The organism is Bacteroidales bacterium (assembly GCA_026418905.1).
GTDB lineage: Bacteria > Bacteroidota > Bacteroidia > Bacteroidales > DTU049 > JAOAAK01.
Genome location: JAOAAK010000003.1, coordinates 78,319 through 100,803 on the forward strand (window position 1 = coordinate 78,319; position 22,485 = coordinate 100,803).

General features: G+C 35.8%; 20 protein-coding genes. 5 read left to right on the forward strand and 15 right to left on the reverse strand.

All coding sequences use genetic code 11. The annotated features are described in order from the left end of the window. Window positions 1-6: 6 nt before the first annotated feature. Entirely contained in the window at window positions 7-1,956 is a 1,950-nt protein-coding gene (locus N2Z72_00565; protein MCX7696168.1) for a cyanophycinase, read from the reverse strand. Window positions 1,957-2,037: 81 nt separating this feature from the next. Between N2Z72_00565 and N2Z72_00570 the strand changes: the two genes are divergently transcribed. The 3 genes from N2Z72_00570 to mtnA are packed head-to-tail and all read left to right on the forward strand — an operon-like array spanning window position 2,038 to window position 5,427. Continuing rightward, window positions 2,038-3,243, forward strand: a complete 1,206-nt coding sequence (locus tag N2Z72_00570) for a saccharopine dehydrogenase family protein (protein ID MCX7696169.1) — start codon at window positions 2,038-2,040, stop codon at window positions 3,241-3,243. Next, window positions 3,240-4,370 (forward strand): carboxynorspermidine decarboxylase, encoded by a 1,131-nt coding sequence (gene nspC / locus N2Z72_00575; protein ID MCX7696170.1) that lies wholly within the window; start codon window positions 3,240-3,242, stop codon window positions 4,368-4,370. Before N2Z72_00570 ends, nspC begins: the two co-directional genes overlap by 4 nt. 1 nt (window position 4,371) lies before the next feature. Beyond that, window positions 4,372-5,427, forward strand: a complete 1,056-nt coding sequence (gene mtnA / locus N2Z72_00580) for an S-methyl-5-thioribose-1-phosphate isomerase (GenBank protein ID MCX7696171.1) — start codon at window positions 4,372-4,374, stop codon at window positions 5,425-5,427. Here the strand turns inward: mtnA and N2Z72_00585 are convergent. Genes N2Z72_00585 through dxs form a run of 6 tightly spaced genes read right to left on the reverse strand, consistent with a single transcriptional unit; the run spans window position 5,424 to window position 11,990 of the window. Beyond that, window positions 5,424-6,191 (reverse strand): MBL fold metallo-hydrolase, encoded by a 768-nt coding sequence (locus N2Z72_00585; protein ID MCX7696172.1) that lies wholly within the window; start codon window positions 6,189-6,191, stop codon window positions 5,424-5,426. The two genes, mtnA and N2Z72_00585, sit on opposite strands and share 4 nt — an antisense overlap. Window positions 6,192-6,194: 3 nt before the next feature. Next, on the reverse strand, window positions 6,195-6,947 hold the full coding sequence (locus N2Z72_00590) for a hypothetical protein (protein ID MCX7696173.1): 753 nt from the start codon (window positions 6,945-6,947) through the stop codon (window positions 6,195-6,197). Window positions 6,948-6,961: 14 nt separating this feature from the next. Then, on the reverse strand, window positions 6,962-8,992 hold the full coding sequence (gene metG, locus N2Z72_00595) for a methionine--tRNA ligase (GenBank protein ID MCX7696174.1): 2,031 nt from the start codon (window positions 8,990-8,992) through the stop codon (window positions 6,962-6,964). 4 nt (window positions 8,993-8,996) lie between these two features. Then, complete coding sequence (locus N2Z72_00600; protein ID MCX7696175.1) at window positions 8,997-9,779, reverse strand: radical SAM protein; 783 nt, start codon at window positions 9,777-9,779, stop codon at window positions 8,997-8,999. Then, the gene (locus tag N2Z72_00605; GenBank protein ID MCX7696176.1) at window positions 9,772-10,104 is read right to left on the reverse strand and encodes a DUF3435 domain-containing protein; all 333 of its coding nucleotides are present in this window, start codon (window positions 10,102-10,104) and stop codon (window positions 9,772-9,774) included. The genes N2Z72_00600 and N2Z72_00605 overlap by 8 nt, the downstream gene beginning before the upstream one ends. Next, window positions 10,083-11,990: a 1-deoxy-D-xylulose-5-phosphate synthase gene (gene dxs / locus N2Z72_00610; protein ID MCX7696177.1), complete on the reverse strand. Its 1,908-nt coding sequence runs from the start codon at window positions 11,988-11,990 to the stop codon at window positions 10,083-10,085. Before dxs ends, N2Z72_00605 begins: the two co-directional genes overlap by 22 nt. A 257-nt stretch (window positions 11,991-12,247) precedes the next feature. Here dxs and N2Z72_00615 point away from each other — a divergent pair, with 257 nt between their 5' ends. After that, on the forward strand, window positions 12,248-13,105 hold the full coding sequence (locus tag N2Z72_00615; protein MCX7696178.1) for an ion transporter: 858 nt from the start codon (window positions 12,248-12,250) through the stop codon (window positions 13,103-13,105). Window positions 13,106-13,169: 64 nt separating this feature from the next. Here the strand turns inward: N2Z72_00615 and N2Z72_00620 are convergent, their stop codons facing one another. From N2Z72_00620 to N2Z72_00650, 7 genes are all read right to left on the reverse strand, one after another. Continuing rightward, a complete protein-coding gene (locus tag N2Z72_00620; protein ID MCX7696179.1) occupies window positions 13,170-15,392 on the reverse strand; it encodes a gliding motility-associated C-terminal domain-containing protein in 2,223 nt (740 codons plus the stop codon). Window positions 15,393-15,400: 8 nt separating this feature from the next. Continuing rightward, window positions 15,401-15,862: a hypothetical protein gene (locus N2Z72_00625; protein MCX7696180.1), complete on the reverse strand. Its 462-nt coding sequence runs from the start codon at window positions 15,860-15,862 to the stop codon at window positions 15,401-15,403. Window positions 15,863-15,949: 87 nt separating this feature from the next. Continuing rightward, complete coding sequence (locus tag N2Z72_00630) at window positions 15,950-18,361, reverse strand: TonB-dependent receptor plug domain-containing protein (GenBank protein ID MCX7696181.1); 2,412 nt, start codon at window positions 18,359-18,361, stop codon at window positions 15,950-15,952. 75 nt (window positions 18,362-18,436) lie between these two features. After that, window positions 18,437-18,973 (reverse strand): hypothetical protein, encoded by a 537-nt coding sequence (locus tag N2Z72_00635; protein ID MCX7696182.1) that lies wholly within the window; start codon window positions 18,971-18,973, stop codon window positions 18,437-18,439. Between the two features lie 30 nt (window positions 18,974-19,003). Beyond that, on the reverse strand, window positions 19,004-19,846 hold the full coding sequence (locus N2Z72_00640; GenBank protein ID MCX7696183.1) for a DUF2279 domain-containing protein: 843 nt from the start codon (window positions 19,844-19,846) through the stop codon (window positions 19,004-19,006). Window positions 19,847-19,883: 37 nt separating this feature from the next. Beyond that, window positions 19,884-20,681: an alpha/beta hydrolase gene (locus N2Z72_00645; GenBank protein MCX7696184.1), complete on the reverse strand. Its 798-nt coding sequence runs from the start codon at window positions 20,679-20,681 to the stop codon at window positions 19,884-19,886. Window positions 20,682-20,713: 32 nt separating this feature from the next. Further along, window positions 20,714-21,229 (reverse strand): hypothetical protein, encoded by a 516-nt coding sequence (locus N2Z72_00650; GenBank protein ID MCX7696185.1) that lies wholly within the window; start codon window positions 21,227-21,229, stop codon window positions 20,714-20,716. A gap of 79 nt (window positions 21,230-21,308) precedes the next feature. On the opposite strand from N2Z72_00650, the gene N2Z72_00655 reads away from it, so the two are divergent. Further along, a complete protein-coding gene (locus N2Z72_00655) occupies window positions 21,309-22,133 on the forward strand; it encodes a 2,3,4,5-tetrahydropyridine-2,6-dicarboxylate N-succinyltransferase (GenBank protein ID MCX7696186.1) in 825 nt (274 codons plus the stop codon). Here the strand turns inward: N2Z72_00655 and N2Z72_00660 are convergent, their stop codons facing one another. Next, window positions 22,134-22,481, reverse strand: coding sequence for a heavy-metal-associated domain-containing protein (locus tag N2Z72_00660; protein MCX7696187.1), 348 nt, complete (start codon window positions 22,479-22,481; stop codon window positions 22,134-22,136). It abuts the gene before it with no gap. Window positions 22,482-22,485: the final 4 nt, after the last annotated feature.

Consider the following 22,485-nt stretch of genomic DNA (forward strand, 5'->3'; position numbering starts at 1 on the left):
ATTAAGTTAGAATGTTTCATTACTAAAAAGCAATAAAAAATCTGAAAGCTTATCAATTTTAAAAGTAACCTGACGTCCTTTCTTGGTTTGAAAATTCCAAACTCCTGTTGCCATATCATCAAAACTAACCAAACAAAAACCATTTTCATCACATTGAAAAATTTTGTTGTTTATAGTCAGAGTTCCTTTCGCACATGGTTCCGTTAGCAAAATCAAGGACCTAGTTTCGTCATCATATGCATAGTCGTAAAAGCTGAAATGAACTATCCAGTTTATATTAGTTCTATGAGCTAAAATACCAATCTTTGTTTCCTTATTTTCGTTGAAATTATCAGTAATGGAAGGAGCTATATGGAGAAAATATGGAACATTGACTAAATCAACCATTTTTATAGAAGCCACAATATTGGAATAAGAAATTTGAGTGAAACTACTCAATTGAATATTGGGATAATGTTTGTCCTTAAAACCAAAATTCTTTATCTCCACTTCTTTTCGGTACCACTTTGAATCAGATCTTTTGTGAAATATCATAGCTGGAAGAGCTTCATAAGAATTTAACGAAGGATATACATCACTACTATTTTCGTCCCTATCATTTATTATCAGACCATACGATAAATGCAAATTTGATGAAACGAGTTGATTTTGGATAAGTTTATTGAATTTGTCCTTTCCGAAAATGTCAGGTTCTACGATATAATCAGGAAGGTCATTGCTTTCAACCTCAATACCTTCGAAAACCAATGATTGAACGACAAAATATTTATGAACGGATCTTTTCACCTTGTCGCCATGAGAAAGGCAATGAATAAGAAAAGAGAAATTAGTTTCCTTTTTTGCTAACAGTACTGTTCCACTCCCTACCACTCGTAACTCATCAGCTGAAAGTATAGCTGCTGTGTCTTCGTCTACGCCTATTCCCCACATCTCTGTATTGTTTCCAGCTAAATACTCAACAGCACGCAACAATCTCCCTTGTCTTCCTCTTTGACTAAAATGCGTGTCGACGATCATATTATCCGGGAGTATTCCTAATCCTTTTCCTATTATTAAGCCATTTTTTACAATGGGAAAACTTTCAGGATCGTTGATTTCGTCTTTTAACTTTTCAATGTAGGGTGCTTCTAACCATGAAAAAGCACTTCCTCCCGACATGAGCATCAACTTTGATAAAGAAGCTGCTCCAGCACTAGTACCTGCTATTATTGTACCCTTTTTATGTAAGTATTTTATAACTTGCAGAAGCAATGTTTCCCGGCCATCAGGATAGAAAAAAAGTGCAACATAACGTGCCTGATTCCCACCTGTTAAGAAAATAACATGGTAGTTACCTTTGAGTAATTTGCTTGCAATTCCAGGATTAATTGAACCAGTTTTCCATAAAGATTCATTGATATCTGGATATGTACTTTCATCATTGATGACATGGTCTGGATCGTTAGTTGGTCGAGCATTGGTGTAGGGGTCATCAATCAAAGCAACGGGAACAATCCAAAAACACTCATTGTTGTCAAGACTTGAAAAGTCAAATTTCCCATTCAAAACCGGTATCTTATCATAATTTAACCTCAAACCACAATATTTTTCAAATCTCACCCAACGATCCATACCCGCAGCATAGGGATTAGCTGAACCCGCCGGAATAAATGCGATGCGAGTATTTTCTTTTTCACCAGATGCTTCCACAATTGCTTGATGAATGGAAAAAGACTTATCAGCGCCGCCAATAATAAATATTTTACCAGGGCAATTTGCCGTAGAATCATTTATTTCATAATGAAAAGTTAGGATTTCATGATGATTTTTTTTTACATAAAGAGTTGTGGTGTTTTCTAGCAAAAAAGGACCATAATAAGAGAAAAATTTCTCTCCATCAAAGCTGTATTCAACAACATCTTTAGAAAGTTCAATAATAATCGGTTCATTATAGATACCTGGTTCTGGCTTTATCATTTTTTCACAAAATTAGTATTCTTATGGACAAAACTTTTTTAAAAACGAATATTTTTTTGCATTTTTGCAAAAATAATCGATATGGCAAAGGTTCTGGTCATTGGTGCAGGTGGTGTGGGGACTGTAGTAGCCCACAAAATGGCACAATTGCCTGAAATTTTTAGCGAAGTTTTAATTGCAAGTAGAACCTATAGTAAGGTTGAAAAAATATTAAAAAAAATAAACAAGCCTCATTTTTACGGGGCAACTGTCGATGCCGACCGAACCGAAGAAGTTGTTTCTCTCATTGAAGATTTTAAGCCGGAAATCGTTGTCAATGTGGCTTTGCCTTACCAGGATTTACCTATTATGGATGCTTGTCTTCAAACTCAGGTATCATATCTCGATACGGCTAATTATGAACCCAAGGATTTAGCTACTTACGGTTATAAATGGCAATGGGCTTATAAAGACAAATTCAAAGAAGCTGGAATCATGGCTATTCTTGGTTGTGGTTTTGATCCTGGTGTTACTCAGGCATTTGTTGCATATGCTCATAAACATTATTTTGATGAAATTCATTATTTAGACATTGTAGACTGCAATGCTGGAGATCATGGAAAATATTTTGCTACGAATTTCAATCCTGAAATCAACATTCGCGAAGTTACCCAAAACGGACGTTATTACGAAAACGGACAATGGATTGAAACAAAACCTCAAGAATTGAAAAAAATTATCGAATACCCTGGGATTGGCCCGAAAGATTCATATCTCATGTATCACGAAGAATTAGAAAGCCTGGTGAAAAACTTTCCCACTCTGAAACGAGCAAGATTCTGGATGACTTTTTCTCAACGTTACCTTACAGCTCTTGAAGTTCTACAGGAAGTAGGCATGACATCTATTAAACCTATTAACTTTAATGGAATAGATATTGTTCCACTTGAATTTTTAAAAGCTGTTCTACCTGAGCCATCAGAGCTTGGGAGCAACTACAAAGGTCAAACCTCCATTGGTGTTCAGTTAAAAGGTATTAAAGACGGAAAAGAAAGAACATGCTATATTTGGAATAATTGTAGTCATGAAGAAGCCTACAAAGAAACAGGAACTCAAGCAATTAACTATACGACTGGTGTGCCTGCCATGATAGGTGCAAAGTTGTATATCCAAGGCATATGGAAAAAACCAGGTGTTTATAATGTTGAAGAACTAGATCCAGATCCATTCATGGAAGATCTAAACAAATATGGACTACCATGGAATATAGAACTTGATAAACCACTACCGATTGATTTAGCCAAATGAAATACGCACATATTCCTTCCCCTTGTTATGTTTTAGAAGAAAAAAAACTTATCGATAATCTTACTACGCTTAAAAAAGTGCGAGACGCAACGGGTGTAAAAATTATTTTAGCCCTCAAGGGCTTTGCTTTTTGGCATGTTTTTCCCATCATACGTGAATATTTAGACGGAGCAGCTGCTAGTTCTCTCAATGAGGCATTGCTTATATACGAAGAGATGCATACCAAAGCTCATAGTTATGCCCCTGTTTATCTGCCTAATGAGTTCCCTTTCATATATCGTCTTTCTACTCACGTTACTTTTAATTCACTTAACCAATGGGAGCAATATAAACATTTCTTTAAAGATAATCGTGTATTAGCTGGTTTACGTGTTAATCCAGAATACTCTGAAATTAAACACGATATTTATAATCCTGCCATAAAAGGTTCAAGACTTGGAATTACCAGAGAATATATGCCATCACAGCTTCCCGATGGCATTTCTGGCTTGCATTTTCATGTTATGTGTGAACAAGACTCTTACGTTCTTGAAAGAGTTTTAGAAAATTTTTTAAACAAATTTAAAGGATATCTTCCTCAAATACAGTGGCTTAATCTAGGAGGGGGACATCTGATTACTCACCAATCTTACAATGTGCAACACCTGATTAACTTACTCAATGATTTTAAGTCCCGTTATCCATGGCTGGAATTAATTATGGAACCCGGAGAAGCTATAGGTTGGGAAACTGGCTTTCTTAAAGCAACCGTGCTGGATATTGTAAAAAACAACCGTATTCAGACAGCCATGCTTGATGTTTCTTTCTCAGCTCATATGCCAGACACTCTAGAAATGCCTTATAAGCCCGTTATACGAAATGCTGCCGAACCAGGTGTTTTCCCTTACGTTTACCGCATGGGAGGCATGACATGCCTTGCTGGCGATTTCATTGGAGATTATAGTTTTCCAGAACCCCTCAAAATAGGTGATGAAATTATTTTCGAAGACATGATTCACTATACCATGGTAAAGACAACTTTTTTCAACGGAGTAAAACATCCTTCCATTGGTATTATCAAGCAAGATGGATCTTTTCAACTGCTTAGAAAGTTTCATTATCTAGAATTCAAAAATAAGTTGTCTTGATATGTTATTCAATGGAAAATCATACCAATCTGTTTGGGCAGAACAAAACAAAAAAATAATTTATTTAGTCAATCAGCGCAATCTTCCATTTAGCTTTGAAATTGTTGAAATCAAAACCATTGAAGAACTTCTGGAAGCTATTAAAAACCTCACCGTCCGAGGAGCTCCTGCCATTGGTATAGCAGCTGCTTACGGTATATGGCTTATCTTAGAACAGCATAGAAACAACAAGAAAAGTATTCAGTTCGAATACGATCGACTCATTCATTCTAGACCAACTGCTGTCAATCTCATGCGAGGAGCTAATTACGTCATGGAAAAGGTGAAAGAGAGTTATGATCCTTCCATAGCATTTAAAGCCGCTTGTGAATTTGCCAAAGAAGAGATCGAAGCAGCTAAACTCATCGGCGAATATGGGCTTTCGCTTATCGAGGAATTTTATACCATGGTAAATCGTCCCGTGAACATTTTGACCCATTGCAATGCTGGTTGGTTGGCTTGTGGGGATTATGGTACGGCTCTTTCTCCTATTTTTCTGGCAAAACAAAAAGGTATTCCCATTCATATATGGGTTGATGAAACTCAACCTCTCCTACAGGGTGCTCGGCTAACTGCGTGGGAATTATATCATGAAAACATTTCCTTTAACATATTACCCGATAATTCGGCAGGATATTTAATGGCTTTGAATAAAATTGATATGATTATTACAGGAGCTGACAGGATAGCAATGAACGGAGATGTAGCAAATAAAATAGGAACATATTCCCTCGCTGTGCTGGCTCATTACCATCAAATTCCATTCTACGTTGCCGCACCCTTATCTACTTTTGATTTTGAACTAAAAACAGGAGTAGATATACCCATAGAACAACGCTCCGCTGATGAAGTCCTTTGTGCAAGGGTTTGGGTAAATGAAGAGTGGAAATTCTTCCCCAAAACAGTCACTCATTTTCCCACCGTTAATTACGCATTCGATATAACTCCTGCTCATTTTATTCGTGCCTACATCACCAATCACGGAATAATTCACCACCCTCAGGAACTTTCCAGCTAAAATTCAAATGAAAATCCATCGTAAGCTGCTATCACGCCTTCTGGCAATAGTGTTCGCAACTCCCGATAAGGAGGCATAAAATGACTTATGTGTGTAAGGTAGGCTCTTTGTGGATTAACTTTTTCTATGATTGATAGAGCTTCTTGTAACGAAAAATGGGTTTCATGCGGCTGGAGTCTTAATGCGTTAATAATTAAAATTTCCGTTCCTTGAAGAAATTCAATAACATCATCGTTTAATTTGTTGGCATCAGTAATATAAGCAAGTCGTTCGAATCTGAATCCCCATATTTTCTGCTTCCCATGCCAAACCTGAAAAGCCTGAACGATAGCCTTTTCTATTTTTATGGTTGACTGCAAAGGAAAAAATTTGATCATGGGTGGACCAGTGTATTCACCAGGATCAAAGACATAAGGAAAAGCTTGCCTTATCTCGTGACGTATGTGTTCGTCAGCATAGACAGAGATAATTTTATTTTTCATAAAATTAAGCCCTCGTATGTCGTCCAAACCTCCAATATGATCGCGATGGCCGTGAGTGATTAAAATTGCGTCCACATCGTCCAATCCATTCTGTAACATTTGTTGTCTAAAATCAGGTCCACAATCAATGATTATTTTCGCACCTTTATAAAAAATATAAGCTGATGAACGCAACCTTTTATCTCGAAAATCCAGCGAACAACACGTCCGACATCTACAACCAAGAACAGGAACGCCCGTAGAAGTACCCGTACCTAAAAAAATGAAAGTATTATTCCTCATAATCTATTGCAGACGCATAATCATTGAAGTAGTATCCAAATACATTTTTTTAAGATCTTGATTCATAAACCAAGACATAGAATAAGCATTAACAAACTTCAAGTGAGTTGATTTTTTTAAATAAAATGAAATGTTGGTCTGAAAAATTTTTCTTTCAAATATCCATGGGTGAGGATTAATGTAAAGTGTATCATGTTGTACTATCGACCAGTATTTTTGATACACATATACGTTAGAATGTCCTCTTAAATTGAAATTGTAATGCAGAAAAGCATATTTCTTGGACGTATCAACCTGATAAAAAGTAACACTTGGGTAAGACCAGAATCCATGTTTTTGAGTCATAGGATAAACTTTTACGTAGAAAGTATCGTGCTTAATAAGTTCCTGCATGGCACCCTTAGTCCTTTTTGTAAAAAACGGAATAGCTAGCATAAACAATATTAGTACAGTAACCAGGTATGAAAAAATCGTAGGTATCAAGAAAGTTCTAGCATGTATACTTTTCTTGAACTTAAACCATGCAAAGATCCAACTTAACATAATCGCAAAAGCAATAATAATAAGCAACAGGATTGTTACCCATTTCGAACCACTTATAGCTAAGAATAAATCATAAATATTACTATGATAAATGAAAAAATTATCAATAAGCATGTCTAAAGAGGTAAAGGCAAAAAGAAATAATACAAACAACACCCCCCAGAAAACAAGTAAGATTATGTGAAGAAAACGATTATTCAAAATATCCTTCATGAACCTATAAAAATTTATGAAATAGAATTTCCTGGGGTGGATTTTTCACTTGTAACTTCTACAAGTCCATAAGTGCCATCCTCATGCAAAGCGTATAAAATCATTCCATGGGATTCAACATTTCGTATGTTTTTTTTCTTCAAATTGGCAAGTAAAACCACCTTTTTCCCAATTAATTCAGAAGGATGAATCGATGGAGCTACACCTGAAACAACAAAACGTTTTTCGAACCCAAGGTCAACTTCAAGCTTTAGCAATTTGTCAGATTTCTCTATTTTTTCAGCATGAAGCACGCGCACTACCCTTAGGTCTAATTTCTCAAAGTCCTCAATGTTAATGGTAGGCTTGATTTGTGAGATCGACGATGAGGATTTATCTTTTTTTAATTTTTGAGTTTGCTTTTCCACCATTTCGTCTGTAATACGTTCGAAAAGTTTTTGAGGTTTATTCAGTTGATGACCAGGAGGTATAAGAATGCTTCCTACCTTGTCCCATGACAACGAATCAATCCGTAACATATGTTGTAATTTCTGTGCACTGAATGGCAAAAAAATTTCACTCAGCACATAGAGGTTTGCTACAAGTTGCAAAGCATTAAAAAGAATACCTTCAGCTTCTTTAGCATCAGCCTTTTGTAATTTCCATGGTTCTTTATCGGTTAGATATTTATTGCCCAATCGAGCTATTTGTATAAATTGATACATAGCATCTCTGAAGCGAAATTCATGAAGAGCTTGAAAAATATTCTCTTTAATTATCCTTACCTCTTGCAAAAGCTTTTCAAGTTCTTGAGGCTTGTTCTGAGCCGGTGCAATTCCGTCGTAATAACTATGAATAAGAGAAAGGGTACGATGGACAAAGTTACTATAAACATCAACGAGTTCTCCGTTGACGTGAGTCTGAAATTCCTTCCAAGAAAAATTATTATCCTTAGTTTCAGGAGATACAATAGTAAGCATGTAACGAAGAGCATCCTGTAGACCTGGAAAATCTTGTAGATACTCATGTAGCCAAACTGCCCAATTGCGAGAAGTGCTTATTTTATCGTTTTCAAGATTTAAAAATTCATTAGCAGGGACATTGTCTGGTAAAATGAATTCCCCATGAGCTTTAAGCATTGCAGGAAAAATAATGCAATGAAAAACAATGTTATCTTTCCCAATGAAATGAATCAGTCGTGTGTCATTATCTTTCCAATAGGGTTCCCAGCTCTTACCAGTAAGATGGCTCCAGTGCTTTGTGGCTGAAATGTAACCAATGGGTGCATCAAACCATACGTAAAGAACTTTGTTTTCATAACCTTCTATAGGAACTTTGACCCCCCACGTCAAATCTCGAGTAACTGCTCTAGGCTTTAAACCAGCATCTAACCAACTTTTACATTGCCCGTATACATTAGGTTTCCATTCCTGATGTTCTTCGAGAATCCAATGCCTTAGCCATTCTTCATACTTATCAAGAGGCAAATACCAATGTTTTGTTTTTTTCCTCACAGGAGGTTTGTTGGACAAAATTGAAGTAGGATTTAGGAGTTCTTCAGGACTTAAAGAAGATCCACATTTTTCACATTGGTCTCCATAGGCAGATTCGTAACCACATTTAGGACAAGTTCCACGAATATATCTATCTGCCAAAAACATAGAAGCTTCTTCATCGTAATATTGTTCTGTTTCTATTTCAATCAGCTTACCCTCTTCGTAAAGCTTTTTAAAAAAAGAAGATGAGGTCTCATGATGAATTGGCAAGCTAGTTCGAGAATAAATATCGAAAGAGATACCAAACTCTTCGAAAGATTTACATATGAGATCATGATAGAAATCAACCACTTCCTGAGGCGTTTTCCCTTCTTGCATAGCTCGAATAGTAATGGGAACTCCGTGTTCATCACTTCCTCCGATAAAAAGAACATCCTCGCCCGTTTTGCGAAGAAAACGTACATAAATATCTGCTGGAACATATACACCAGCTAAATGACCGATGTGAATAGGTCCATTTGCATATGGCAAAGCCGTTGTGACAAGATATCTTTTCCACTTTTTTTCCATAACCTTAATAATTAATCATGATGGGAACTTGAATTTGGGTAGCTAAAAATTGATAAATTTGTCCCATCTCATCAGGTGTCAGTTTTCTAATCCCTAAATATGGTGTTGGACGATCCACGGGATAAATCATCCATCCTTTGAGGAAAAACTTATCAATTAAAGTAAACCACTTTTCTAATATGTGGGTGTCATAATTTTTTATAACAACTCCATTTTCCTTTTGATATTCAAGAAAAATGGTCTGTAAATAAAAAGGAAAGGTTAAACTTTTTAAATGATGGACTATACTTTTAAAATCAATACCTGAACTAGGTTGATTAATTTCATAAAAAAGTTCTGGTGTGGGTGCATCCAATTTAAGAATTGGATTTTCAATGAGTGAGAGAGCCTCTTTGACTTCACTTTTATGCAACATAGTGGAATTAGAAAGAACCGATATCTTTGCTTCAGGATAATAAATTTGCCGAATTCTCTTGACTGCTTTAACTATTTCTAAAAAATCAGGATGTAGGGTCGGTTCTCCATTACCAGAAAAAGTTATAGAATCAATACTTTCACCTTTTTTTTTAAGAAATGACAACCTTTCTTCAAGAATTTGCGCCATCTCTGTTACGGTAGGGAAAGCAAATTTGTCGGGCACGGAAACGTCACTAAGACCACATTCGCAGTAAATACAGTTGAAATTGCAAAATTTATGTTGAGGCAATACGATATTAATTCCTAGCGACTTTCCTAACCTACGACTGTGAACTGGGCCAAAAACGAGCTGATGATAAAGTCTATTCATTCTTATCAATCAAGTTTCCAAATTCCTTATATGCATGGTCTATGGCTTTCATGAAATTTTCAACATTTTCTTTAAGTTGCTTTTTATAGAGAGATTTTGCTTCTTTTCTTTTTTGGTAACGTTCATGCTTTTTCAAACGTTTACCACGAAAAAATCGATGGTTAAGTGCATCAAGTACCTCCTGGTATTCTTGCTGAGTTTGATCAAGTAATTCTTGAATTTTATCATCCTTCTGAGGGTAAATATCGCTCATTATAAGAGCGTCAGCAACAAAAATTCCTGCTATCCTCTTAATCCTTTTCTTCAATACTCTTTTGCTTGCCATGGTTCATTCATTTTTTTATAGTGAAACAATAAATGTTCATTCAAAATTACGCGAAAAATTCCATTTGCATCGTAACCTAATTTTTCTTTCAATTCAAAAATAGAACCATGTTCGACGAATCTATCTGGAACCCCGAGTCTAATGAGACGAACTCCATAATTATGTTCGGCTATATATTCAGCAATAGTCGAACCAAGACCACCATCGATAACACCATCCTCCACGGTAACAATGACAGCATGCTTTTCACATAAATGTCGGAGAGCATCTTGATCGATAGGCTTTAAAAAACGCATGTTATAATGAGTAAATGATATATTTTTAGCTTCTAATCTATCATAAAGAGAAAGAACATCTAAACCAGGGGCTCCAATGGTGGCTATTCCAATGGTACATCCTTCGTGCAAAAGTTGTGCTTTACCGACAGGTAAAACTTCCCATGTTTTTTCCCATTTTAGATGATGTGCCTCGCCACGAGGATAACGAATTGCAAAAGGTTTATTTAAGTCGATAGCTTGTGCCGTATACAACATATCCTGAAGTTCAAATTCATCCATAGGAGCACCAATGATAATATTGGGGATAAGGCGAAGATAAGCAAGATCAAAAATTCCCTGGTGAGTTGCTCCATCTTCCCCGACGAGACCTCCTCGATCGATGCACATAACGACAGGAGCTCTTTGCAGAGCTACATCATGGATAAGTTGGTCATAGCCTCGTTGTAAAAAAGTGGAATAAATAGTACAATAAGGTATTTTTCCTGCCAATGCAAGACCTGCAGCGAAAGTAACAGCATGTTGTTCCGCAATACCCACATCAAATACACGATCCGGAAATTTTTCTTTCATGAATGTCAATGCACTTCCAGTTAGCATGGCTGGTGTGATAGCCACAATCTTAGGGTTTGTCTCAGCTAATTTTAAAAGAGTCTTTCCAAAAACCACATGCATCTTGGGTGGCTTATTTTCTTGATCTTCATCACAAACTTTACCTGTTTCTATGTCAAATTTGCCCGGGCTATGGTAGGTAATTTGGTCCTTTTCAGCAGGTTTAAAGCCTTTTCCTTTTACTGTTAAAACGTGTAGTACTTTTGGTCCTGGGACATCTTTTAAATCCTTCAAAACATATATGAGCTTCTTTATATCATGACCATCAACAGGCCCAAAATATCGGATACCAAAAATTTCAAAAATATTAGCTTTTTTAAACCAAGTCCATTTAATAGCTGCAAACAAATTAGTGATAAGCACGTGCAACCAAGTACCTTTTAAAAAACGCCAAAAACGATATTTGATAAAATTATACGTGTGGGAAGCTGTAATTCGAGTAAAATGTTGAGCAAGAGCAGTGCGGTTTTTGTCAATTGACATACCATTGTCATTGAGAATAATAAGAATATTGGCTTTAGCCTGACTGATGTTATTCAACGCTTCAAATGGCTGACCAGCTGTGAAACTACCATCACCAATAACAGCAATGTAATGATTTTGTGACGATTCTTCTCCCATAGCTAATCCCAAAGCAGCTGACAAACTTGTACTGCTATGCCCCGTACCGAAAACATCATGTTCACTTTCTTCACGTAAGGGAAATCCGCTAATTCCGCCCAGTTGCCTTAAAGTATGAAAACGATCTTTCCTACCTGTCAAAATTTTATGAACATACGATTGATGACCAACATCCCATATAATCTTATCTTGAGGAGAATTAAACACATAATGAAGAGCTATGCTTAATTCTACTACTCCAAGATTAGCACCTAAATGTCCAGGATGTTTTGAATTTATCTCAATAAGAAAATTTCTGATCTCTTCAGCGAGAAGAGGCAACTTTTCCCGTGGAATCTTTTTAAGATCATCTGGAGTGTTTATTTTTTCTAGCCACATTTTCCTTGAATCGTAAACAAAGTTATATCATTTATATCTTTTATATCTTTTTTTATCACTCCATCTTCTTATATTCTTCTTGAGATCAAATTCAATTAATGTTATTTAACAAAACCACGTTGATAATCTGCAAAACAATATCGTACTAAAACATCATAGCAAAAATTCATCATTTTTTTAATCTACCGCGACTTATAAAAATTCTATCAGAAACTTAATTTGCATGTTTTATTTTTGCATGGTTTTAATAATGTGTTATGTTCAAAAAAATTAGTGAAGTTTCTAAACTGATAACAGAGAGTTCTTTATTTCAAAACTTTATTGTTTTCCTAATCTTATTTTCAGCTGTTGTAATAGGGTTAGAAACATATTCGGGATTTGTAAAAAAATTTCATCATGAATTATTGATAGCTGATCGAATTATCATTGCCTTTTTTTCACTTGAAATCATTTTAAAGATTTTGGCTCAAGGTAGGAAGCCACTATCTTATTTCAAAGATGGATGGAATGTTTTCGATTTTATAATAGTAGCTGTTTGTTTGATACCAGCAGGTGATACACACATCTTTGCAGTTTTGCGAATTTTACGAGTCCTGAGAGTTTTCAGAATGATTACCGCATTACCAAAGTTAAAACTAATTGTTTCTGCTTTACTCAGAAGTATCCCTTCTATGGGATATGTCATCGTGCTTATAGGGCTTTTGTTTTATGTTTATGCCATCGTTGGAGTTTTCGCCTTTGGTGAAAAGGATCCTTTTCATTTTGGCAATCTCCATTATGCTATGATTACTCTTTTCAAAATACTTACCCTTGAAGGATGGGTTGAAATTATGGATGTCATTGTTATTGACAATTCATCAGGTTCACCTAAAGTCATTTCCTATATTCCCTTCTTTTATTTTGCCAGTTTTATTCTCATAGGGGCTATGATAGTAATGAATCTTTTCATAGGAGTTATCATCAATAGCATGGAGGAATCCCAAAAAGAAATGTTACAAGAGAAAAAATCAAAAATGAATATTTCCAATACTGATGATATGTATGAAATCATACTTCAACGCATTGAAGAATTAACCAATGAGATTAAAAACTTAAAAAACAATAATTCTCAATAAAAAATCATTCTCACTTTTTATTTTCTGTTAAAAACGTCTGTTAGTTCATCATTCTGAACAAAAACTAATGAATGATACATATCTTTCCATAAGTGTTAATGTAGGCATCCTTTTTAACAGAATATGTCAGCTTATAAACATAACAATCCTGGGGTAAGATTTTTCCTTTATAAGTACCATCCCACCTTACATTGAAGTCCGTCGTACGGAAAACTAATTTTCCCCACTTATCATAAATGGCAAGATCAAAATATTCCGGATTAATACCCATGCCATAAACATGAAAATAATCATTAACTCCATCTTCATTGGGTGAAAAAGCTTCAGGAATATAGAGTGTAAAAAGGTTTTGAACATATACTTTACCGTACGTACTATCGCAACAACCTAATTGATTACATACCTTAAACATTACTTGATATTCTCCTTCTCCTGGATAAGTATGAATTGGATTGCAGTCTTGACTGAAAGTTCCATCACCGAAAGACCAAAAGCATTGGGTTCCTCCTGTGCTTTGATCAATGAAGCTTATTTCTGGATTATCAACAGTAGCAATAGGTGGAATTGCCTCAAAGTCAGCTTTTGGTCCACCCAATTGAGGTACAGTATAAGATCCTGTAACAGCACATTGATTTTGGTCAAAAACAGTCACAGTATATACGCCTGCTGAAATATTTTGAAGTGGATTGCTGTTTCCACCATTACTCCATTGATAAATGTATGGAGGAAAACCACCAGCTACGTTTAACTGAATACTTCCGTCTTTCTGACCGCAATTTTCAGGTGTTATATTGGCAGAAATAATCGAATGAATATCGTAAACTGAAATTGTTATCTGAGCTTGATCAGTGCAACCAGTTGCTGTAACAGTGCCTGTCACAGTATAAACAGTTGTAGTCGAAACAGTAGCAATGGGATTAGCAATGTTAGGATTGTTTAACCCGGTAGCAGGTGACCACGTATAAGTGTCAGCACCTGTAGCCCAAAGTTGCACAGATTTACCAGGACAAATGGTTGTGTCAGGCCCTGCCTGAACATCGCAAGGATTGACCACATTGCATGAAGGAGGAGCTGTATAATAAATGGTATCATTACAAGTGGGTGCGTTGGAGAAATATACAACTACATAATGTTGTTGACCATCCGCTTGAATACCAGTAATGGTAAAATTTTGAGGACTGGTAAATGGAGCATTAAAAGTAACATTTTGTCCTGCTTGATCTTGGACTATTAACTGACCAGTGGTAGGCTGTCCACTGAAGGTCACTGTACCGCTAACGCTATATGTATTCGTAGCAGGATTGCATTGACCAACATTAATCTGAAAGTTGTCTATATTGCATGTTACCACCGCACAGCTAGCTGCACCATTTCCACTAGTTTGTTCAAAAACCAAAGTCCCTTCAGCATCTTCAAAATTGGTTATCAATAGTATATAAAAATCCCCCACTTGAGCATTATAAATATGCAAATACTCTTCAGAAGCCGGATCGTAACTACAATCAACCACATTGCCTACGGGATAATAAGTAGGATTGCTTGTGTTGTTGGGACAATTCGCACATGATGCACATCCCGTTAATTGATTACAAGCTCCATTTAAAGAATTAAAAGGCCCATAACAAATAAAATCTACATCATTACCATTGGGAGAATAAATATGAATGATAATATCACCAGGTTGGTCAACAAACATGTAGTACCAGATAGGATTAGGTTGGGAACATAGACAACCATATTCTGGTCCAGTTTCAGCTGATGAACCCACGGCCATAGGGAAAAAATAAGTAGTATCCGTACAAAATGGTTGAGCATCAGCACAGGTAGTACCTATAGCTTCAAAGGTTAAAGTAACACATTCTGCACCTCCTGTATTACCACATCCACCCCACAAACCTCCACATAACCCAAATATGCCAGTACATTTGCTCACCAAAAGAGTGACTGTACCAGTAAAATTGGCTGTCCATACAATAGCTGAATTATTGCCACATCCTCCTAAATTATTATTATGAGCTAACTCTGTACCACCACAACCCATTCCTTGATATAGTGTTAAGTACGTATCAAAACCATTATTACCGCATGTGGTCCAAATATATGTTACACCGTTCACCACATTGTAATAAGCATAATCCCCCCCATGCACGCAATTCGATACGGTAATCTTTTGACCGATATTTACCGAAAACGAACCTGCGGGATTATTTACATTACAATTTGAGCATTGCCCCCAAACATTTATTAACCAGAAAATTAAAAAAATAAGTAAGCCAATATTTTTCATGGTTCCCTTTATTTTTTGTTAATAATACTTAGGACTTTGCCATATAATTCATCCCATTTTTTTCTATCAGGTCCATAATATATTGGAGTCAGCTTATTTTTATACCATTTGTTTTCGTCAAATAAACCACTACGCCAGAAAAACAAAACAAGAATATCGTGATCTTCATAGGCAAAAGCTTCGTGAGATAAAAAAACAAACTCGGGTTTATAGGCTTCAACCACATCCAAAACATTATCTATGTTTTGGTTCTGTTTAAGAACAACATACCCATATGTATGATTTGGTGAAAACGCAGCAAACAAAGCATTTCCTAGTTTTTCTACCGTTTTTGCAAGATACATTGCTTTGATTGAATCCAGCTTAATAGAATGGTATACGCGGTAGAAGTACCATTCCTCGCTTGTTGCTATATTTTGAGCGCGAGCAATAAGTAAAAAAAACAATAATATTCCCCCTATCTTTTTCATAATAATTTTTTTCAAATTTATAATTTTTTTTAAAAAATAAAAAGACAGCCAATCAATTGGCTGTCTTTTTAGATGAAAAACGAACAATTAAAATTTAGCTCGAAATGAAAGTATCAAGTTTCTTCCAGGAGAGCTGATTCCACTAGCAAATTTTCTATAATGTACATCCATAATATTCTCCAATGCTATAGAAAAAGTTAGATTAGGCAATAAGTCATATATTGCCTTTACATTAAGCGTATGCCAGCCGGGCATCCCCCATGGAGTTGCATATTGTAGATTATCCTCACCACTTTGACTATAATCTTTCAATCTTTTCCAGCCGGAATAGCGTATGTAAAACATTCCCGTAAATTTATTTTTTCGATACGAAAATTCTGTCATACCATATACTGGAGGAATGTGATCGAGTGGAGTTTCTTTATCAACTCGTCCATACGTATAGGTAAGGTATGTTTTAGCGAACATATTTTCATTGAATTTTATCTTCATATTAAACTGATTACCAACAATATAAGCACTACCCGCATTGGTATTTGCTTGCACCTGGCAAAGTTGTCCGCCAAACATGACCGAGTCTTGTCCGTTAAGCTTTGCAGGCCTCAAAACAATTACATTATCAAGGTATGTGTAAAAAACTGTATTTTCTATGTTCCACCAATTTTCTTTCACATTTCTAATAGTAATCTCTGAGGAATATGCATACTCAGGTTTTAGGGTAGGAGATGGAATGACAAGCAAATGATCTCCTGCTTTGCTATCATTAACTTTTCCTACGTCATCGACATTTGGTGCTCTAAAACCTGAAGCAAAATTTACTGCTACACTCCACCCATTTGGTAATTTTAATACCCCACCTAAATTTCCACTGAAAGCACCATTTTTTTGTTCAACAATGTTATCGAATGGAAAACCTGTCAAGTTCATCATTGTATCGGTCCAAGCAGATTTAAGTTGAACATACTGATAACGTATTCCTTGAGTAAGGACAACTTTGGAACCGAATTCGATAGCATGATTCAAAAACGCTCCCCCACTATACATCATGTTATAATCATCTGGATAGCGCGATACGGCATTGTAAAGAATTGATCCAGTGTTGATGTTTTCATTGTATGCTTGAGACTTTACATCATCGTATCGCATCTCCAAACCATAACGCAATTCGCTACGCTTTATTTGCTTAGCAAAATCCAAATTCAGACTATATACTTTCACGTCTTCTTTTTGGTAACGACGATCCACTTTGTTGAATCTGCGAACAATTCTATCTTCATCTATTTTTTGAAAAGCAGCTACGACGCGTCCTTCGTCAGCGAATCCAAGCTGCTGACCCTCATAAGACAAAGCTCCCAGAAGCCTGTTTTGTGGCCCATAGTACCATTCGGCATACCTCATGTTACCACCAGACATCTCAGTAAGTCTATCATAGCGAGGCACGTTGCTGCTCGTACTGTATTGGACATTTGCTGTAAGTTTATGATGATCATTGATCTTAAAAGCAAATTTTTGAATGGCATCTGCTTGCCAATATCCACTATTTCGCTGGATATTTGGATTAGGATTCGCTACAGTGCTATCCACATCGTTTATACGTTGAAAATAATAAAGACATTTTCCAAAGTCGCCGTAAGCAGGGTTACGAATGTTTCCTGTTTTTAAATCTCCAAGATTTTTGTACGTAACGTTGGTATATGATGCTATTCTTTTCAAACCAACGAATAATCCCAAAGAATTAAATGTTTCGGCAGAAGCTGTGGCGTATTTAGTCATGGCCTTGCCGTGAATTTCCATTTTTCCAGATTTTGAAAAAATAGGATTAGGAGTAATCATAGATATCACCCCTCCAAGAGCATCGCTACCGTATACTACTGAGCCTGGCCCGTAAATTACTTCTACTCTATCCAACATTTCAGGATCAACAGTGATGATATTTTGTAAATGACCGCTCCGATAGATAGCATTGTTCATTCTAATACCATCAACGACAAGTAAAACACGATTGGCTTCTAATCCTCTCAGAATAGGACTACCTCCACCAAATTGACTTTGCTGAACATATGCAGTTGCAGTATTTTCAAGCAATTCACCAGTGGTCTGAGGTAACATTTCATGAATGGTAGCTGAAGGGATAATCCTTTGCAATTGAGGTAAATCTTCGCTACTTTCCCTGAATTTGCTTGCACTCACTACAACTTCTCTGATGGGAATAACAGCGTATTCCATGTAAATTTTCTTCGAAGCCTTGGCCTCTTTTGCTGTAATTTTAAAAGTTTTGTAGCCTATACATGTGAATACTAGCGAATCTTCATCATTAAACAGACTTAGATCTACTCGCCCATTTTCGTCAGAAAAAACTGTTTTTTCTGTTTTTAATTTCTGGATTTTAACATTACTTAATGGCAACAAAGTGTTTTTATCAATTATTTTAATTTCCTGGGCACGTAACAATGCCAATATTGAGGTTAATAAAAACCCAATCAAAAATCTTGTTTTCATAACTTTGCTTTTTTAAAAATTGAAACTTAATTCATTTAATCAATGAATGTAAAAGGGTAAACCTTTTTTATATCGTCAACACCAAGTATAAACTTCTGGTGGCTTAACTCGATTAAATACCCAAACTATTTCTCGTAGAATTCTATCTTTCTGTTTTAACTTGAAAAATCGACAATTTAAGCTAATAACACATGTTACCTTGTGTTGATAAAAAATTTTCATTTGAAAAATTGATAATACCAACGTTTGAATAGTTCGATCTTTTTGGGCGAAGCATTTTAACCAATTTTCAACTAACAACTTTTCTTTTTCATCCTTGTATACAAGGAGGATAACCGTATCATTTTTAATTTCTGCTTTTTTTATGTCGTACCAGTTGCCACGATAAACAATTTCATCTTTTTTTTCAAAACGTACCATCCCAGCCCAAAAATCTCTCAATGGAATGTACAACTGATTTAAATGCTCTTCCTCGGAAGAAGCAATGATGATTTTAGCTCTGAAATACACTATGTTTTGGAAGGTTTTGAAGACAAAATAATCTCCCATAGATACAAAAAGTACTAGAATAAGTAAAATGAAAGCACATATGGGTTTGAGAAATAATTTCATTTTCTGTTTGCCCCTTCAAATTTATAATTTTCAAAAATATAACCAATGCCATTTAAATTTATCCTGTTTATTAAATTCAAGAGTTGGTGCCGGAAATTTTAAAATATTTACAGCTTCAAAAAACTTTTTTAAATATTTATTTTTCACTGGCAAATGAGCAAGAGATAGATCCATCGAAAAAAAGAATTGAGGTTTTCTTGAAAATTGAGGTATGGGTATGCCATTTATTTCTAAAGGGTTTTGGGAAGCACCCACCATTCCATCAGCGCCATAACCAAAAGAAAAACCAAACCATTTGGGAATTCGTGAAAATAATGATGAAGGCCTAAACGTCAACCAATACGTCTGACCATTATAATCTTTTAGAATTTGATAATACCAACGCGACCCTAACAATTTCGGATTATACGAGGCATATTTTGTTGAGCTAAAAGAAAACTTCAGTATCAATACCCTTTCACTATCTAGAAATAAGGAGGCATCAGCAGCCAAGATTCCAAGCATATCAAAAAGCAAATCACCCCACGAAAAGCCCCAACCTTCTGAAAAACCATCAAGTACTTCAAAACCACCCATGAATGTCAATGCGTAAAAATTACTCCAATACAATGAAAGGCGCTTATTGTAGGATGCCAAATGAGCCATGTTAAATCCTGCCCTTGAGAAGTAAAAAGCGGTAAAGAAATGACCTACCTTATCCATTCCACACCACTCAGGCCAATCATTGAAGAAGTGGAAAGATTCTGTTGTATAGTTTTTATACCAAGCAAAATGAAGGTAAGTTAAACCACCAGCTATACCAGCCCCCATCAGACTATGGTAGTGCCATTTTCGTAGCCATGGTAATGTATCACCTTGTCCTTGCAGGTTCAAAAAAAAAAGATCATCAAAAAAGATCGCAACATGAATTTCAAGATAGAAATTTCTTGATTAGATTATAGTATTCCTCCTTATTGATAGAAAAAGTATTTTCGTAAGTAGACTTTTTGATTCCCTCCATTTGGACTAAAGAAGGTCTTGTTTTGGCAATTTTTTTCATCATCGTTTCATTGTAAATGGGATCTTCTTTTCCGTAAATAAGCAAAATTCCACTCAAACTAGCACCTTTGGATTGAAGTGCAAAGTAAGGTTCAAGCATATTTTTGTCGTAGCCAAGAGGTAACTTAACTTCTTTTCCAGTAACTTGTTTGATAGCTTTTTGTACATCATCCAATGTGGAATATGGAGAATCTGCTATAATTCTTGATATCTCACTACACCGCATTGCCCCGACTGCTAAAGATAACCCCGCTCCAATTCCCTTACCATATAGGTGGATAGTTCTATTGCGAGAATGATATTTTTTCACGTAATCAATAGCTGCGTTTAAATCTTTTTCAAACTGAGCATAAATGTAAAAATCCGGCTTTATTTCAAAATCTTGACTTTTACCGTAACCACGATAATCGTAGGTCAACACATTGTAACCTAATGAAACAAAATAGCTAGCTAGTTCAATAAGATCGGCCATATTTCCATCTCCATCGTCACTTAATATAATTAACTTATAAACTTCTTGATTGGGTTTGTATAACCATCCATACAATACATAGTTGTCCGAAGTCTTGATTGAGACTTCTTCGAACTTCAAACCATAATCGGCTGGAGTGGTTGCATATTCCCTTACCGGATTAAGAGAAAAAAGCGCACAAAATGCTAACAGGGACATGAAAAAAATTAACTTTTTCATATGCTCAAGAATTATAGGTTAAACTTTTCATGAGCTTCTTTCTTTAAAAAACTCGAAGCCTTTTGAAGGGCAGGTTCAGCACTTTTCATAAATTCCTCAAATATACCTGATATAAAATCGGTGGGAGTTGAGTCTTCAGTCAGACGACTGTGAACAACATTGATGATACGAATCATATCTTCTTTGGCGGAACGGATAAGCTGCCAAGCTTCATGAGACATGTAAATCTGCTGAGATAAATTATGATCAAACTCTTCACGGATGTTTTTTACCAACAAATGTTTAAACTCATTTACGGATAGAGTTGGATCAAATAACCTAAAAATTAAAGTTTCGGGATTAATTCTTTCAAGATATAACATCATCCTTTCATATGCTTGTAATTGGACTGGTAAGATAATTTTTTCTCTTTCAGTTATCCTTATTTTTTCCTGCATATTCTGTTGAGATTCGAGAAAATTTTTTATTAAGAAAAAAGCTGTCAAAAAAACCACGAGTGCAGGTATAGTCAATTTAACGATTTCCATGAGATCTTCCATCTTTTTTTTGACAAATATAAAACATTTTGGGTCATGAAAATATGTTACTTTTGGAAAAAGGCTCTATATGGATATTTCCAGAATTAAGCAAAACATTGAAGAAGCATTCGAACATAAAGAACTGCTGAAAGAAAAAAATTACCAAAATGCAGTAGAAGAAACTATTGCACTGCTTGATGAAGGTAAAATACGGGTAGCAACTCCTGGAATAAATCACAAATGGGAAACTCATGAATGGATCAAAAAGGCCATCCTTCTTTATTTTCAATTGAAGGAAATGAAATTATACGAACTCCCACCTTTTGAATTTTACGATAAAATTCCCCTTAAAACTAATTATAGATCAAAAGGTGTCCGAGTAGTACCTCATGCCATTGCTAGATATGGTTCATTTATTTCGGCTGGTGTTGTAATGATGCCATCTTATGTCAACATAGGAGCATATGTCGATGAAGGGACAATGATAGACACATGGGCTACAGTCGGCTCTTGCGCTCAAATCGGCAAATACGTGCATTTAAGTGGAGGGGTTGGGATTGGAGGAGTTTTAGAACCACCACAAGCTCAGCCAGTTATCATAGAAGATTATTGTTTCATCGGTTCACGTTCGATTATCGTTGAAGGAGTACACATTGGCAGAGAAGCAGTGATCGGAGCTGGGGTCATCCTTACTGCTTCCACTAAAATTATAGACGTCTCTAAAGAGAAATCCATCATTTATCAAGGATACGTGCCACCTAGATCTGTGGTAATTTCAGGATGTATGCCAAAAGAATTCCGTGCTGGAACGTATTACGTTCCCGTCGCATTAATCATCGGCGAAAGGAAACCATCTACAGACGTCAAAACTTCTCTTAACGAAACATTGAGATTTTTTAATGTCCCTGTTTGATCAATGATGATCTCCTTCATCATGCCCGTGTGAACAAGCTTTCTTGATTTTAGTTTCAGCAGGTGAGCGGTCGGTTAGATACCCAATTTTGTGAAAATGTTCTACGATCTGAGGGGTGTTCACCTTCGTACTGTCATAAACGATGGTAACGATCTTGGTTGTCACATCAGCTTTGACAAACTTAATTCCTTCCTTTTGCGACAATTCGTTTTCAATCAGTGCTTTTCCTCTTTCACAATGAAAACCAACCTTTAAATGAATTTCTCTTAAGTTAGGATTATCCTGGCTTTGGCAACATAAAAAAACACCACCCCACAGAAAAATTAAAACTAAAAACAACGTTCTCATATGT

Excerpts from the sequence above, each read along its gene's own strand:
- N2Z72_00565 (MCX7696168.1), bottom strand. The coding sequence starts at position 1,956 with ATGATAAAGCCAGAACCAGGTATCTATAATGAACCGATTATTATTGAA.
- N2Z72_00570 (MCX7696169.1), top strand. The coding sequence starts at position 2,038 with ATGGCAAAGGTTCTGGTCATTGGTGCAGGTGGTGTGGGGACTGTAGTA.
- nspC (MCX7696170.1), top strand. The coding sequence starts at position 3,240 with ATGAAATACGCACATATTCCTTCCCCTTGTTATGTTTTAGAAGAAAAA.
- mtnA (MCX7696171.1), top strand. The coding sequence starts at position 4,372 with ATGTTATTCAATGGAAAATCATACCAATCTGTTTGGGCAGAACAAAAC.
- N2Z72_00585 (MCX7696172.1), bottom strand. The coding sequence starts at position 6,191 with ATGAGGAATAATACTTTCATTTTTTTAGGTACGGGTACTTCTACGGGC.
- N2Z72_00590 (MCX7696173.1), bottom strand. The coding sequence starts at position 6,947 with ATGAAGGATATTTTGAATAATCGTTTTCTTCACATAATCTTACTTGTT.
- metG (MCX7696174.1), bottom strand. The coding sequence starts at position 8,992 with ATGGAAAAAAAGTGGAAAAGATATCTTGTCACAACGGCTTTGCCATAT.
- N2Z72_00600 (MCX7696175.1), bottom strand. The coding sequence starts at position 9,779 with ATGAATAGACTTTATCATCAGCTCGTTTTTGGCCCAGTTCACAGTCGT.
- N2Z72_00605 (MCX7696176.1), bottom strand. The coding sequence starts at position 10,104 with ATGGCAAGCAAAAGAGTATTGAAGAAAAGGATTAAGAGGATAGCAGGA.
- dxs (MCX7696177.1), bottom strand. The coding sequence starts at position 11,990 with ATGTGGCTAGAAAAAATAAACACTCCAGATGATCTTAAAAAGATTCCA.
- N2Z72_00615 (MCX7696178.1), top strand. The coding sequence starts at position 12,248 with ATGTTCAAAAAAATTAGTGAAGTTTCTAAACTGATAACAGAGAGTTCT.
- N2Z72_00620 (MCX7696179.1), bottom strand. The coding sequence starts at position 15,392 with ATGAAAAATATTGGCTTACTTATTTTTTTAATTTTCTGGTTAATAAAT.
- N2Z72_00625 (MCX7696180.1), bottom strand. The coding sequence starts at position 15,862 with ATGAAAAAGATAGGGGGAATATTATTGTTTTTTTTACTTATTGCTCGC.
- N2Z72_00630 (MCX7696181.1), bottom strand. The coding sequence starts at position 18,361 with ATGAAAACAAGATTTTTGATTGGGTTTTTATTAACCTCAATATTGGCA.
- N2Z72_00635 (MCX7696182.1), bottom strand. The coding sequence starts at position 18,973 with ATGAAATTATTTCTCAAACCCATATGTGCTTTCATTTTACTTATTCTA.
- N2Z72_00645 (MCX7696184.1), bottom strand. The coding sequence starts at position 20,681 with ATGTCCCTGTTAGCATTTTGTGCGCTTTTTTCTCTTAATCCGGTAAGG.
- N2Z72_00650 (MCX7696185.1), bottom strand. The coding sequence starts at position 21,229 with ATGGAAATCGTTAAATTGACTATACCTGCACTCGTGGTTTTTTTGACA.
- N2Z72_00655 (MCX7696186.1), top strand. The coding sequence starts at position 21,309 with ATGGATATTTCCAGAATTAAGCAAAACATTGAAGAAGCATTCGAACAT.
- N2Z72_00660 (MCX7696187.1), bottom strand. The coding sequence starts at position 22,481 with ATGAGAACGTTGTTTTTAGTTTTAATTTTTCTGTGGGGTGGTGTTTTT.